This is a genomic window from Candidatus Nomurabacteria bacterium (genome assembly GCA_020847275.1).
In the GTDB taxonomy this organism is placed as follows: Bacteria; Patescibacteriota; Minisyncoccia; order Phycocordibacterales; family JACOZG01; genus JADLCI01.
In genome coordinates, this window is the sequence record JADLCI010000007.1 from 144,460 (window position 1) to 158,735 (window position 14,276).

The 14,276-nt window shown below is 47.7% G+C and carries 12 protein-coding genes and 1 tRNA gene; 10 read left to right on the plus strand and 3 right to left on the minus strand.

Annotated elements, in window-relative coordinates; all coding sequences use genetic code 11:
- Nucleotides 1-10: 10 nt before the first annotated feature.
- Complete coding sequence (locus IT398_02125) at nucleotides 11-1,708, minus strand: ABC transporter substrate-binding protein (GenBank protein MCC6290837.1); 1,698 nt, start codon at nucleotides 1,706-1,708, stop codon at nucleotides 11-13.
- A gap of 8 nt (nucleotides 1,709-1,716) precedes the next feature.
- Entirely contained in the window at nucleotides 1,717-1,947 is a 231-nt protein-coding gene (secG, locus tag IT398_02130; GenBank protein MCC6290838.1) for a preprotein translocase subunit SecG, read from the minus strand.
- A gap of 91 nt (nucleotides 1,948-2,038) precedes the next feature.
- Between secG and IT398_02135 the strand changes: the two genes are divergently transcribed.
- The 9 genes from IT398_02135 to IT398_02175 all read left to right on the plus strand — a co-directional run bounded on the left by IT398_02135 (nucleotide 2,039) and on the right by IT398_02175 (nucleotide 11,077).
- On the plus strand, nucleotides 2,039-2,338 hold the full coding sequence (locus tag IT398_02135) for a co-chaperone GroES (GenBank protein ID MCC6290839.1): 300 nt from the start codon (nucleotides 2,039-2,041) through the stop codon (nucleotides 2,336-2,338).
- A 9-nt stretch (nucleotides 2,339-2,347) separates the two neighbouring features.
- On the plus strand, nucleotides 2,348-4,009 hold the full coding sequence (gene groL / locus IT398_02140) for a chaperonin GroEL (GenBank protein ID MCC6290840.1): 1,662 nt from the start codon (nucleotides 2,348-2,350) through the stop codon (nucleotides 4,007-4,009).
- Between the two features lie 31 nt (nucleotides 4,010-4,040).
- A complete protein-coding gene (locus tag IT398_02145) occupies nucleotides 4,041-6,734 on the plus strand; it encodes a right-handed parallel beta-helix repeat-containing protein (protein ID MCC6290841.1) in 2,694 nt (897 codons plus the stop codon).
- A gap of 49 nt (nucleotides 6,735-6,783) precedes the next feature.
- Nucleotides 6,784-7,332 carry a LemA family protein gene (locus tag IT398_02150; protein ID MCC6290842.1) on the plus strand — a complete coding sequence of 183 codons (549 nt, stop codon included), beginning with the start codon at nucleotides 6,784-6,786 and terminating at the stop codon, nucleotides 7,330-7,332.
- 57 nt (nucleotides 7,333-7,389) lie between these two features.
- Nucleotides 7,390-8,229, plus strand: a complete 840-nt coding sequence (locus tag IT398_02155; protein ID MCC6290843.1) for a M48 family metallopeptidase — start codon at nucleotides 7,390-7,392, stop codon at nucleotides 8,227-8,229.
- Between the two features lie 20 nt (nucleotides 8,230-8,249).
- Nucleotides 8,250-8,334, plus strand: a tRNA-Ser gene (locus IT398_02160).
- Nucleotides 8,335-8,461: 127 nt separating this feature from the next.
- The gene (locus tag IT398_02165) at nucleotides 8,462-9,565 is read left to right on the plus strand and encodes a hypothetical protein (GenBank protein ID MCC6290844.1); all 1,104 of its coding nucleotides are present in this window, start codon (nucleotides 8,462-8,464) and stop codon (nucleotides 9,563-9,565) included.
- Nucleotides 9,566-9,575: 10 nt separating this feature from the next.
- A complete protein-coding gene (locus IT398_02170; protein MCC6290845.1) occupies nucleotides 9,576-10,304 on the plus strand; it encodes a hypothetical protein in 729 nt (242 codons plus the stop codon).
- Between the two features lie 50 nt (nucleotides 10,305-10,354).
- Nucleotides 10,355-11,077, plus strand: a complete 723-nt coding sequence (locus IT398_02175; protein ID MCC6290846.1) for a hypothetical protein — start codon at nucleotides 10,355-10,357, stop codon at nucleotides 11,075-11,077.
- Between the two features lie 17 nt (nucleotides 11,078-11,094).
- On the opposite strand, the gene IT398_02180 is transcribed toward IT398_02175, so the two are convergent.
- Entirely contained in the window at nucleotides 11,095-12,411 is a 1,317-nt protein-coding gene (locus IT398_02180; GenBank protein ID MCC6290847.1) for a recombinase family protein, read from the minus strand.
- Between the two features lie 109 nt (nucleotides 12,412-12,520).
- Between IT398_02180 and IT398_02185 the strand changes: the two genes are divergently transcribed.
- A complete protein-coding gene (locus tag IT398_02185; GenBank protein ID MCC6290848.1) occupies nucleotides 12,521-14,266 on the plus strand; it encodes a type I restriction-modification system subunit M in 1,746 nt (581 codons plus the stop codon).
- The last annotated feature ends 10 nt before the right edge of the window (nucleotides 14,267-14,276 follow it).

The window sequence follows — 14,276 nt, forward strand, 5'->3', positions numbered from 1 at the left end:
TTTTAATTTTTTAAATCTGATTATTTTTATTCGCAAAAATTGGCCAAACCCTATCGGTTTTAATATGCCAGCGATAGATATTTAGAAATCTATCTGCCGCCGTATTAATTGTTGGAAAGGTTACGTTTTTTATCTCGGTCGGTAAAAGATAGAGAAATTCCGGGGCGTAGACGAAAATTGCTGGTGTGTCAGACGATACGGTGTCATTAAATTTCTGGTAAAGGGAGGCGATTTTCTCCTGGTCACTTGACCGTCGTACCTCCTCCAGGATTTTATCTGTCGCGCTATTTGTGTACAATGCGATGTTTAATCCCGGGTCTAGCCTTTGTGAAGAATGCCAGAAGGCGAAGGTGTCCATATTGCGTCCCAGAATTTCTCCGAAAAAGAGGGCTTCATACTGTCGTGGACGGATTACATTCTGATTCAAGTCGCCGATTTCAAAAATTTTCAAATCTACCGCCACCCCTAGTTGTTTCCAAGTGTCGCGAATAATTTCCGCCGCTTTCTTCAGCTCCGGGGTGTCAGAGGTCGTCAGTGTAAATGAGAGGGTGAGGGTTTCTTTCTTTGTTTTTTTCTCCCAAGTTGTGCTCGTCTCATTAAACTCCCAGCCGCCATTCTCTAGAATGGCACGAGCTTCGCTAATACTTGAGGTTGACATCGAAGAAGAAAAATTTGGCAGGGGCCCGGTAATTGGCTGACCGTAACCGGAAAGCGCGCCGTCAATAACCACACTACGATCAAGGGAGAGATTAAGTGCCTTGCGCACTTCGGGATTCGCCAGAACTGGAGCACGGCTTTGGTTCAAGAATACACCAAAAACCCGGGGGAGAGGTGAGCGTAGCACGCGAGATCCCAGCGCCTCTAATGCCTTGGCGCTCTCGGCTGAAATGAGGCTCGCAGATGTAATTTTGCCTTGACGGTAGGCATTCATTAATTCCGTTTCGTTTGGGTAGAAAAACAAACGCAGGTTACTGATCTTTGCTTTCCCGAGCGCAAAATTTTCGAATGGTACGAAATCGTAATACTCAGGAATTCCAAGAGCGTCCTTCTTAATATTTTTTACTTTGTAGGGGCCAGAACCAATACCCTCGATATTGAATTGGTTGAGGGCGAACACCTCTGGGTCTAGACGACCCCAGATGTGCTTAGGCAGAATTCCCATTGTGGCGTTATCCAGAAATGGTGGGTAGGGTTGTTTGAGGTGGAAGCGGATTATCTTATCATCAACCCTCTCAATCCTTACTCCCTCCCATGAGGCACGCTTAACACTCTTTATAATTGGGTTTAGGGTGCTTGTGATTGTGAACTCAACATCCGCGGTGTTCAGTGGCGCACCATCGTGCCAGGTTAGGTTGTCTTTCAAGGTGAAAGTGTAGGTAAGTCCGTCTTCGGAAACTTCAACTTTTTCTGCCAGATCTGGTTCTGGCTTATTTTTCTCATTTACTCGCATCAATCCAGAATAGACAAGAGTGGAGAGGTCTCGATCAGCGTCCGAGATTGCCAGAAGTGGATTGATAAAGCGCGGTGATCCAATGATGCCCTCACTGAGACTGCCACCGGGAGCAGCAACGGTAATAGAGAAAATCTGGTTGATTCCGCCCAAGAGCCAAAGCGTCCCGACAACACCGACGAGCGCAAGAGTGATAAAGAGTCGCCACTGGCGTCGCGAGAGCGAACGAAGGGCAAGGATAATCTTCTGACTAGACACGGGTTTATTTAGAGGAAAAGATTGAGAATGTTCGCAATAATAAATAGTCCCGCCAAGATAATCGTGCCCAGGAACAGGGTTTTTTCAAAACCGCGTTTAGCATGGAAGACGCCGCCAGAATTGCCGCCACCAAAAGCGCTTCCAAGACCCTCGCTGGATTGTTGCAGAAGGATTGCCACGACCAGAAGCACGGCCAGCGCAACCTGCAACCAGGGCAAGATATTAGCGAAGAATAACATTAGCAGTGAGTATAGCAGAAGATAAAAATAGAGCAAGTGATCCTTAATATTATCTTGACTCGGCTTTTTTCCCGAGTATAATGTCGGCACTATGAGTAACAAAATAAAACCTTTGGGTGATAGAGTGCTAGTTGAGTTGATTGATGATTCAACTAAGAAGACAAAATCGGGAATTATTACCCCAGACACCGTAAATAAAGAAAGGGGTGAACAGGGGAAGGTGGTGGCAGTGGGAGAGGGGCGCCGCACGGACGATGGCAAACTGATTCCCGTTGCGGTAAAAAAGGGCCAGCAAATAATTTTTTCTAAATATGGCCCGGACGAGGTAAAGATTGACGGTAAAGAGTACTACATTATTAGCGAGTCCAACATTTTAGCGATAGTTGAGTAAATAACAATTATGACGAAACAAATTATTTTTGGTGATGACGCACGGAAGGCACTCAAGCGGGGCATTGATCAGGTGGCAGATGCGGTGCGAATTACAATTGGTCCCAAGGGACGCAATGTCATTCTAGACAAGGGTTATGGCACGCCAACTATTACCAATGATGGTGTTTCCATTGCGAAGGAGATTGGTTTGAAAGATAAGGTTGAGAATATGGGTGCCGAAATTATCAAAGATGTGGCCCAGAAGACAAATGATGCGGCGGGTGACGGCACAACGACGGCGGTTGTCTTGGCGCAAGCTCTAATTAGTGAGGGCTTTAAGAAAACGACACTTGGTGTCAATGCGATGGGTTTACGAATTGGAATTGAGCACGCGGCTCGTGAAGTGGTTGCGGCTCTCCGTGATCTGGCTAAACCGATTAAAAACAAAGAGGAAATTAAACAAATTGCAACAATTTCAGCCGAATCAACCGAATATGGCGCAATTATTGCCGAAGCAATTGAGAAGGTTGGGAAGAACGGTGTGGTGACAGTGGCAGAGTCTCAAAGTTTCGGCGTGGAGTCAGAATTAGTAGAGGGGATGCAGTTTGAAAAGGGTTATCTCTCGCCCTATATGGTGACAGACGCTGAAAGGATGGAGGCGGAATATCGAGATGCTCTGATTTTAATTACCGATAAAAAAATCTCGAGTATTAAAGACATCCTACCACTCTTGGAAAAAGTCGCGCAGGGTGGAAAGAAGGAGTTGGTAATTATTGCCGAAGATGTGGACGGTGAGGCTCTGGCCACTCTGGTTGTTAATAAATTACGCGGGACATTCAATACCCTTGCCCTCAAAGCACCGGGTTTTGGTGATCGGAAGAAAGAGATGTTGGAAGATATTGCGATACTAACTGGTGGGCAGGTAATCTCTGAAGAGGTTGGACGTAAGTTGGAAAGTGTCGACTTGAAAATGCTTGGTCGGGCTCGGAAGATTGTGGCGACGAAAGAGAATACGACAATTGTTGGTGGCGCAGGGAAGAAGGCGGATTTGGAAGCACGGATGAGTCAGATTAAAAAACAAATTGCCCAGAGTGACTCCAAGTATGATCAGGAGAAGTTGCAAGAGCGCTTGGGTAAGCTTGGTGGCGGTGTGGCCGTAATCAAGGTTGGTGCCGCAACCGAGGCGGAAATGAAATATTTGAAACTGAAAATGGAAGACGCCGTGGAGGCAACCAAGGCGGCGATTGAAGAAGGAATTGTCGCTGGTGGCGGTGTGGCCCTAGTACGGGCAGGAGTGAAGGTTGCGGGTAAGACGCTCAAATCACCGTCCGCGGATATCGCTCATGAATTTGAAGTTGGCGTGAAGGTGCTTCTTAAGTCATTGGATGCGCCTCTTCGTCAGATTGCGATCAATGCTGGGAAGGATGATGGCGAAGTAATCTTAGACAAAGTAAAAAACGGTAAGGGTAACGAAGGTTATGATGCTAATGCCGATAAGATTGTGACCGACATGTTCACGGCGGGGATTATTGATCCAGTGAAAGTGACTAGGACTGGACTGGAGCGGGCGGCAAGCGCGGCAGCGATTCTTCTGACCACCGAGGTGGCGATTACGGATGAGGTCAAAGAAGAGAAGGAGAGTCCAATGGGTGGTGGTATGCCAGGCGGAATGGGGAGCATGGGCTACTAATCTAACAAGGGTTGTTGTATTATTGGGGTAAATGTCTAATCCTTCATTGCGTCGAAGGGACGAGTTTATTTTGGGTGTTTTATTGGTATTTATTGTTGTATTTGGGTTTTATTATTTTTCTAATTCTTCGACGCCCGATGGATTATTTCCTAGTTTGCAACTGGCACAGATTAGTGGCCAGAAGGTTGAGGTTGTGGGACAAGAAACTATCCCGCCCACGACCCAGATTACTTCTCCTGGTGGTGGGGAAGTATTGTCTGGCCTGGTAACTGTCACCGCGACGGCCAGTGACAATGTGTCGGTGAACAGGGTCGAGCTTTGGAAGGATGAATCGCTCTTTAGAAGTACGGGTTCTCGTCCATACAACTTTATTTGGGACACAACTGCCTCTTCCAATTCTACCCATACACTACAAACAAGAGCCTATGACGCCGCCGGGAATGTTGGATTGTCGCCGACGGTGACGGTCAGCGTCTCTAATACTGGGACTCCGCCGCCAGCGGGGGATAATCCTGGCGGTAGCTCCAATTCTGATCCGAATAATCTCGCTAACGGTTCAAGTGTTCTCTTCGTTGATAAAAATAATTCTAATTGCAGTGACCAGCACTCTCGAAGTCAGGCACTTAACCCGCAGACACCGTGGTGTGGTCTCGCTGGCTTAACGGAAAATCACGGTTTAACCGTTCGCCCTGGCGACACGGTCTACTTTCGAGCGGGAGATTATACCGGACGCGAAGCGGGAATTATTTCTGACGGCACTCCGAGTGGTCGCATCACTATTAAGCCATATCCTGGCGATATGGTGATTTGGCGTGGCGGGTCTACTTCTTATGAAAGATTGTTTTCAGCAACAACAGACTATCTAACACTAGAAGGATTTACCATTGTTGGACATATTGATACATCGGAGGGCTCATTATACATGCCCGTGCTCCTATCTTTCTCTAATAACACTGGACTTGAACTGCGTAACCTAACCATAGAACCCTTCCAGTCTGTTAACGATATCGGATTCGGTAATCGCTGGCCGAGTGATCATAGTAGGGAAGGTTGGGGACACGCGGTTAAATTATACAATTCTGATAACTTCAAGATTCAAAACATAAAGATAACCTGTCAGGCCAGTACAGATGTTTACCCCGCCTTGAAATTCAACGGAGACGGACTCCAGCTTGATAACGTGAGAAATGGCGTGGTTGAGAACAGTGAGTTTAAGGATTGTGCCCATATTCCACTGACTACAAGATTCAATTCCTATGGCGTAACGATTCAGAACAATGTCATCTCTAACGTTTTTCACACGGGCATGGCATCTGGTGTTGGCAGTCACAATAATATAATTCGCAACAATATTATAAAAAACTATAATTCTATTCCCAATGATCTATCCAACCGCTCTCACGGGATTGAACTATTGGGTGAGAATGACAGCTTAATCTACAACAATATTGTCTATAATGGAGCCAACAACGGCAATGGGATTTCTTTGGGAAATTCTCAAGATTCCAATTTTTCACAGAACAATAACAATAAAATTTTTCATAACACTGTCTACTCTACCAATTACAACAATATCAGCTTGGGGAGCAATGGCCTGTTTGGTACCAATAATTGGGTTAACAATAATCAGATAAAGAACAATATCACTTATGGCATCCAGCAGTATCAAAGTGAAGGACAATTCCTGCACGGGGAAATTCGAGTGTATGGTTATGACTATGAGGGTAACAACGGTTACGGCAATATTTTCCAAAATAATTTGGTGAAAGATTTCCGTCCCGAAGAAAAGCCAATCGTTAGTCGTAACTTTAGAAACAACACCTATAATCGTTACTCGGTTGCTGAATTCAATAGTTTGCCCTGGGCTTCGGGAAATATCGAAGGCGATCCCAAGTTTATTAATCCCAGCGCGGGAGATTTTCACCTGCAAGCGACGAGTCCCGCTATCAATGCGGCACCTTGTTTGCCTGAGGTCACTGTTGATTTCGACGGCAGAAGTCGTAGTGCTGGTGGCGGTTGTACGATTGGCGCTTTCGAACTTGATCTGGTAAATCCGCCCCCGCCCCCGCCAGTTTTGGAAGAGGAACCGGTAGTTGAGGTTGAGCCACGGACCGAGGACGAGGAACCAGAATTAATCACCCCCGCTGCTTGTGGGGACGGTGTTCTCGATGCCGGAGAACAATGTGACGGTAATCTGATGGGTGGTTTAAGTTGTCGGTTGCTTGGTTTCTTGGGCGGCGGGAGTTTGCGCTGTTATTCGGGAAGTTCACCGCGGGCTTGTCGGCTTGATGTTGAGAAATGTTTACTCGCCCCCAATCAACCACCGCCAGTAAGGCAAGTCCCCGAGACAATCCCAGCCACAAAATCATCACCAGTGTCCGGTACAACCGAATCGCCAGAATTGTCCACCTGCCGAGAACGTTGGCTGTGTCGACAGGGCTGGAGTGAATGCGTGGATGGTAAGCAGACCCGTGAGTGCGTGGAACTGACCCAGTATGGCACCACCTCTTGTCGGCCAAGGGTGGAACGAGCTTGTAATGAGAACGATCTAGCTTCGGATGTATTAGATACGAAGGCGATTGGTGAACAGGAAAAAGGGTCTTCTGTTGTTGCTAAATTGAATTTAACTCCTGTTCAGACCAAGGCCTTAGCGGTACTTGTTCCCACCTTCTTCGCAACACTAGCGATACTTGCAACGGTGATTATTCGAACTTTTATGCTATAATCATCCTAATATGAATAAATCAGACAATTTAACAAAAGAATAAAATATTATGTGGTTACTTATAATCATTGCAGTCGTTCTCGCTTGGTTAATCTTTAGTTACAACGGGCTTGTCACATATCGCCTGCGGGCTGATGAGGCGTGGAGCGATATTGATGTACAGATGAAGCGTCGTTACGATCTCATTCCCAATTTAATGAACACGGTCAAGGGTTATGCCACACACGAACAGACAGCGTTTGAGAAAGTGACCCAAGCTCGCAGTGCGGCGATGGGGGCAACGGGGCTGGCGGCCAAGGGTGAGGCCGAGAATATGCTTACTGGTGCCCTGAAATCAGTTTTCGCTATCGCCGAAGCTTATCCGGAACTGAAGGCCAATCAGAATTTCTTGCAATTACAAAACGAGTTGTCAGATACGGAGAACAAAATTCAAGCAGCCCGGCGATTCTACAATAGCAATGTTCGCGACCTCAATATCAAGATTGACACTTTTCCCTCCAACTTGGTCGCCAACCTTTTCCACTTTGTGAAGAAAGAATTTTTCCAATTGGAGGCGGGGGATGAGGTGGCCCGGAAACCAGTTGAGGTGAAGTTCTAAATAGTGGCAACTCTCTATACTCATCAAGCAAGTAATGTTCGGAAGACCTGGGCGCTGATGCTCGGCTTTTTCCTCTTTCTTATCGTGCTTGGGTGGGTTTTTTCTCAAGCTTATGATAATCCGCTGATTCTCTATGTTTTTGCGATGTTTTCTATTTCTCTAAACCTCGTAAGTTACTGGTATTCTGATAAGATTGCCCTTGCTCTGGCCCGCGCTCGGCCCGCCTCTCGCGAGGAATTCTTCGATCTCTTTACGGCGGTAGAGAATCTGGCGATTACTGCTGGACTGCCTCGACCGGCGATTTATGTGATTGATGACCCGGCGCCAAATGCTTTCGCTACCGGTAGGAATAAAGAGCATGCGGCCGTGGCAGTGACAACGGGCCTGCTTCAGATGATGACCAAAGTAGAACTGGAGGGCGTGCTGGCCCACGAATTATCTCATATCGGCAACCGCGATATTCTTATCTCAACGGTCGTTGTGGTGCTTGTTGGACTTGTGGCCATGATCTCCGATATCTTCTTGCGCTCAATGTTTTGGGGTGGGAATCGTCGTCGTGGTGATGACGATAGGGGGTCAGGGGTGTTTCTGTTTTTAGGGATTATTGCGGCAATTATCTCGCCGATTGTGGCGACGCTTATCCAGCTCGCCGTTTCTCGCCGTCGAGAATTTCTTGCCGATGCCTCTGGAGCGCTTCTCACCCGTTATCCTGAAGGCCTTGCTTCCGCTCTGGAAAAGATTGGGCATTATTCGTCACCGATGAAGAGGGTTAGCACGGCAACCTCACATCTTTTCATTTCCTCTCCGCTTGGAGGTAAATCTGGTGGCCTATCAAAACTTTTTCTCACTCATCCATCGATTGAGGAAAGGGTCAAGATGTTGCGAGAAATGGCCTAATTTCGTATCCTAGGGTAACGGGAGGGTTCGCATAGCGGTCTAGTGCGCACGCTTGGAAAGCGTGTGTGGGGCAACCCACCGAGAGTTCGAATCTCTCACCCTCCGCCCACAGTATTTAGTATCGGCAGACGCGAGTGCCCGCAATATAGTTAGATACTTACCTGGGTTGACATTTGCGATACAAACTCTAGGATTAGCTCCGGCTGCACTTTTACAGAAAGGAGTGAAAATCATGTCTAGGCCCGTGGTAGTAACATTGCCAATTACACCCCGCCATACTCCCGGACTCGGCCTGATGCTGATACCGCTGGTAATGGACATTATCAGACAGCAGATGGACGGCACCGGCGTGTTGGCCCTAAACGTCAATGGCTCAAAACTTGGAAGCGTTAATGTTGAGCCACACGTACTCGGATATCTCAAGGTCTGCCAGCAGGTTGGTATCGTACCGAACGTTGTTTGGCGCGACGATCAGCAGGAAAACGTTTATTGGATCAACCAATTCTTCAAGCAACTTACCGACGCCGGACTAATCTTCCGGGCCAAAAGGGCAGTTAAGCGCTGTCCCTGCCGGATTGTAGAGACTCTAGCCAATGCCGAGAATTTTTCGGATGCCAGAAAGTTGTATCACTGGACTGGCAATGTTTGCTTGTGCAAAATTTGCCAATTGCCAGTGTATGAGGAAAGTGATGATGTCTACCTTTTTAGGCTACCAAAGCCAAAGAAGGGGTTTGTCGTTACACCCGAATTTACTCAAGGGGAAATTGCAAATCTGGCCAGTAGATTTACTGGAGCAGAGTTGCTGATCTCTCGAACACGTCAATCGGCCATACCTTTATGGGTTGGTCGGGAGCGAATTTTCCTTGACCCCGACTTTACCTGGCAGCTATATCTCCCGATTCTGTGGCATTGTGGTCATCGTCCAACGGTCATGATCGGTAGCCAGAAGAATCTCTTTGGTTGCTATTTGGCCATGCTTCTGTTGGAAATCTTGGTTGGTGATCAAGTAAACTTGGTCATACCAGCTTACTGCCAGACCAAAAGTCCGGCGGATGCCACAATCATGGGACGCTTCCTTGAGTGGAACAGATCAACTGTTCGTTTGTTTCTGGCCGCTCACGTGGCCTACCATGTCAAGGATACTCGTTTTGATGTTTCGCTCTTGCGGAATATCCAGAACCTTAGTCTCATCCTTGGTGGCCAAGTAGCTACGTCATCGGGAGCTCGATCGCTCGAACAAAGCCTGTCTCGGTCAAGCGCTCGGCAATTGCGTCAGCGTCTGCTCGAGGCTCGGCGATCAGGTGTAATTGATTCACTAATCTTGGAACTTTCGTAAGGAGCCAGTGATGAAAGAATTGGAATGGTTAGTAAGTGGATGCGAACGTGTCTTTGGAAACAACTTGCGTTGCATTCTTCTCTTGGGTTCGGTTCAGCACGGCGACACAACGCCGTTCTCCGACACCGATCTCGTTGTCGTAATTGGCAGCATGAGTCTGGCGGAGACGACACAGTTTCGGACGCTGGTCCGATCAGCCGAGATGTTGATTGATTGTTCCCTGGTTTGCCAAGATGAACTTCCGGTCAGTTCAGACCATTTTCATCTTGGTTCGCATGGTTGCTATCACCTAGAGTTGGTGCTTAAACACACCCGCTGTCTTTGGGGCAGAAATATCCTTCTGGACTTACCCAGTCCAACTGAAGAAGCCATACGGCATAGTGTGGCCGAGAAAATCTCTGAGTACACTTGGTGGGTTCGGCGAATGTTCGTTGAGTCGAATCGCCAGCGTTCGCTTGAGACAAACTACCAACTGAACAGCCGTCTGATCAAGGTGGTGCGAGATCTACTCTATCTGACAGACCACCACGGTCTCGACCAGTCCTTGGGGGAAACGATTGGGTTGTTTTTGAACAAGTATGGAGAACAGCTCAGTGAAGCAGAGCGGTTGGCCTTGCTTGGGCTAGCCGATTCTGGTCGCATTGCCAGCAATGTTGCCAACATGAGCGAGGGATATCTCGCAACACGATATTCACTGGTCAATTTTGTCTACAAACGAATGACCGAATTGGCCCTCTGAATCAAGCCCGAGACTTGCGAGTCTCGGGCTTTTTCTTTATTCTTACTTATATGATTTACCGTGGCCGTCAAGGCGACATCGTATTTGAATTTTCTGTTTCCCCGGCTTCACGGGCGACAATTATTCTTTGTGACGGTCTACCTAGTGTACCTAAACAGCGTCAAGTGATGGATTTGTTGCAAGCTAAGGGCTACAATGTTTTTTTCCCACGATATCGTGGAACTTGGGAAAGCGGCGGTAATTTTCTGGCCCAGTCTCCAGCCCTAGATATACTAGAGTTGGTCGCCCTGATTAAAAGCGGGTCGGTAACGGAGCTGTATAGCAATCAAAAATTTAGTACCAATCCTAGGCTTTATTTGGTTGGAAGTAGTTGGGGAGCTACGGTGGCGTTGTCTTTGGCCGACAACCCTGATGTCGCCAGAGTTATTGCCTTTTCACCGATTGTTGACTTTGTTTCCCATCAACAGAACAGCCAAGGCCAAAATCTGCAGTGGCTTAAGCAGTTTATTCGGCGAGCGTTCTATCAGGGATACCGCTTTGAGGATAAAGATTGGGAGCGAATGTTGTCTGGGGAATTATTTAAGCCATCGCTTAAATTGAAACCGGAAACAACCACCATTGTTTATGACCGGTCTGACGAAGAAATTAGTTCTACCGACATAGAAACGTATTGCCAAATCGGCGGAGCCACGGCCGTTCAAGTTACTGGTATTGGCCATTTAAGTTTTTCTAAAATACCACCAGAACTTTGGGACCAAGTTCTGGTGGGTTGAGAAGTTGGCTGTCGGCTTTATTCAATAGTCACCACCTTTTTGGTTAACTTAATCCGCGATTTGAAGCAGCTCATAAGTTCTCGTTTCTCCTCGTTAGTGCCATCTTTGAGAATGTACTTGGCATAGGTTTTGAGATCAATTTCCTCATGCTTGGCTTCGGGATCACGTACGCCCAGCACGCCAGACTGAAATCGGTTATGCCGTTTCAGCTCTTTCTCAAACTTTATCTGCACCCCAGTCTGATTCAGGTCGATCTGGTCAAGTGTTTTGGTTAACTGTTCGGTTAGCTCCTCCTCCCGCAAGTATGGATTCTTGCAACTTCGGTCTTTGGAGCGACCGCAGCCATAGTAAATATACTTAGCCGTCGTGCCATCCTTGAGTAGCTTGTATTTCTCCTCGGCCGAAATGCCCGAGCCACACAGGCCACAAATCATGAGTTTGGTGAAGGCGAATTCGTGACTCTGGCGGACGATATTGTCCCGCTTTAACTGCTCCTGCGTCTTGTCGAATAGTTCTTTCGTGACTATCGGCTCATGTTTGCCCCGATACCAGTTGCCGCTTCTTTTTGGATATTCAAAGGTGCCATAGTAAAAAGGGTTTTGGAGGATTCGAAATATATTACCAAGTGCTAAGTTGTGGTTACCGACTGTCTTGAAGTTGAGCTCAAATTTGAGCCAGTGGTGAATCTTCCGCCCGCTCCACTTCTCGTAGGCCATTTTCTCAAAGATTTTCTTGATAATGGGAGCTCTCGTGGCATCCACTATTACCTGACACTTTTTATCCATCAGTTTCTGGTTCAGATAACCGGCGGGAGCCACTCCTGGCCATAACCCCATCTCCACTCGCGTTCTCAAACCACGCTTCACATTGATGCCTCGATTGTCATTCTCCAACTTAGCCTGCGATCCCAGAATCATTAGCAAGAACTTCTCATTTGGATTGTTACTAAAACGCTGGCCAAAGGTACGGATTTCCATGAGTTTACCGGAGTCCATTAAGTCCACGATCTTGCCGAGGTCACCAGCGTTTCTTGATATCCGATCTGGCGCCCAGGTGAGAATGCCATTAAACTTACCCTCTTTTATCTCTTCAACAATTTCATTGAAGACTGGTCGCTGACCAGTCTCTTTGGCTGAGTGCGATTCTCGCTTCATGGTGACGACCTCCAGATTCTCTTTCTCGGCCAGCTGGAGCATCTCCTTGATTTGGCTATCAATGCTCAAGATTTGGCGTTCTTCGGACTCTGAACTTTTACGGGCATAAAGGCAGTATTTTACCCTTACAGGGATTGCTACTTTGGCCGCTACCCCTAACGGCGATATGGCTATGGTCATACCCTAAGGAATGACGCAACCGCCCGAAGGAGTCCAGAGCGTCCCGAGTAGGTAACCTGTTGGTAACTAAATTGCCCTTATTTTGCAACGCAAGCTAGGATATTGACCTATGAAGACCTATGAACACTTGACTTGTTATTTACGTTCTGATAGGATGGCCCGTATCAGCATGCGCAAGGATATCCAAGCAAAACTTAAAGAAATGCCAGAGTTACTTTCCATCAGCCAGGTGGCAGAAATTTTCTCTATCCACCAGGACACCCTCCGCAACTGGGAGAAAGAAGGCATCCTGGTACCGCTCCGAGCTGGTAAGCGCGGGGACCGCAAATACCGCCCGCAAGACATCCAGACAATTGTCGACAAGATGGGTAGCAAGCTCACCCTCCCGCAACTCGAGCAGTTTCTCTGGAAGAGCGCCGACATCCTTCGGGGCAAAATCGACAGCTCTGACTACAAAAAATATATCTTCGGCCTCCTCTTTTACAAACGTATCAGCGACGTCTGGGACGAGGAATACGCGAAGGTGATGGATGAGTTCAAAGACGAGACGATTGCTCGTGCCGATTATAATCACCGCTTTCAGGTGCCGAAGGAGTGTCGCTGGTCGGTCGTGGAGGAGCGGGCAGAAAATATCGGCAAGAAGCTCAACGAGATTTTTGAGAAGCTTGCCAACGCGAACAGCCCGAAGCTCGACAGGATTTTTGAGGACCTCGATTTCGCCAACAAGGATCGTTTCCCGAATGAGACGACCCAGCGACTCATCAACCACTTTTCCCAATACAATTTTGGCGACACTTATATAAACTCTGACCTCTTGGGCGACGCATACGAGTATCTCATCAAACAGTTCGCGGCGGACGCCGGCAAAAAAGGCGGCGAGTTCTACACCCCGCGCGAAGTCGAGCGTGTCATCATCGAGATCCTCAAACCCCACAAGAAAGACCACATCTACGATCCAACTGTCGGCTCTGGCGGCTTCCTTCTCGAGGCTTTCCATTACCTCAAAGAAAAAGAGAACGAGCAGGTGGCACGCACTCTCTATCTCTACGGTCAGGAAATAAACATCGGCACCTTTGCAATCGCTAAAATCAACATGTTCCTCCACGGTCTTGATAGCGCCGATATCCAGCGTGGGGATACGTTAGCCAATCCGCAGTTCCTTAATCCGAACGGCTCTCTCAAAACATTCGACATCTGCGTAGCCAATCCGCCCTACTCAATCAACGACTGGGAATACGAGATGTTCAAATCCGACAAATACGGTCGGATAGACGGGTACGAACTACCGCCAAATAAAAATGCGGACTACGCCTTCGTCCTCCACATTATAAAGTCCATGAACTCAAATGGTCGCGCGGGCATCGTACTCCCGCACGGTGTGCTCTTCCGTGGCGGTTCCGAGGGGCGCATCCGCGAACAGATACTCAAGAACGACCTTATAGAAGCCGTCATCGCGCTCCCGCCGAAGCTCTTTTATGGCACGGGCATCCCTGCGGCCATCCTCATTTTCAACAAGAACAAGCCGAAGGAACGTCAGGGCAGAGTGCTTATTATTGATGCCGAAAAGGATTTTTCCGAAGGCAAGAACCAAAACTCACTCCGCTTTCAAGACATACAGAAAATTGTTAAGGCCCACGCTGGGTACAAGGATGTAGAAGGATACGCTCGCGTCGTCGGCTTCAAAGAGATTGAGGAGAACGAATTCAACCTCAACGTGCGGCGCTACATCGAGAACGGCGACAAGGAGGAAGAGGTAGATGTGTCAGTGGTCCGAAAGGAGCTCGCCGTTCTCGAGAAGGAACGTGAGGAGATAGGTAAAAGGGTTGAAAAGTATTTAACAGAGTTGAAGTATTAACATATGACAA

Coding starts and splice junctions, on each gene's coding strand:
- secG (MCC6290838.1), bottom strand. CDS start 1,947: ATGTTATTCTTCGCTAATATCTTGCCCTGGTTGCAGGTTGCGCTGGCC.
- IT398_02135 (MCC6290839.1), top strand. CDS start 2,039: ATGAGTAACAAAATAAAACCTTTGGGTGATAGAGTGCTAGTTGAGTTG.
- groL (MCC6290840.1), top strand. CDS start 2,348: ATGACGAAACAAATTATTTTTGGTGATGACGCACGGAAGGCACTCAAG.
- IT398_02145 (MCC6290841.1), top strand. CDS start 4,041: ATGTCTAATCCTTCATTGCGTCGAAGGGACGAGTTTATTTTGGGTGTT.
- IT398_02150 (MCC6290842.1), top strand. CDS start 6,784: ATGTGGTTACTTATAATCATTGCAGTCGTTCTCGCTTGGTTAATCTTT.
- IT398_02155 (MCC6290843.1), top strand. CDS start 7,390: ATGCTCGGCTTTTTCCTCTTTCTTATCGTGCTTGGGTGGGTTTTTTCT.
- IT398_02165 (MCC6290844.1), top strand. CDS start 8,462: ATGTCTAGGCCCGTGGTAGTAACATTGCCAATTACACCCCGCCATACT.
- IT398_02170 (MCC6290845.1), top strand. CDS start 9,576: ATGAAAGAATTGGAATGGTTAGTAAGTGGATGCGAACGTGTCTTTGGA.
- IT398_02175 (MCC6290846.1), top strand. CDS start 10,355: ATGATTTACCGTGGCCGTCAAGGCGACATCGTATTTGAATTTTCTGTT.
- IT398_02180 (MCC6290847.1), bottom strand. CDS start 12,411: ATGACCATAGCCATATCGCCGTTAGGGGTAGCGGCCAAAGTAGCAATC.
- IT398_02185 (MCC6290848.1), top strand. CDS start 12,521: ATGAAGACCTATGAACACTTGACTTGTTATTTACGTTCTGATAGGATG.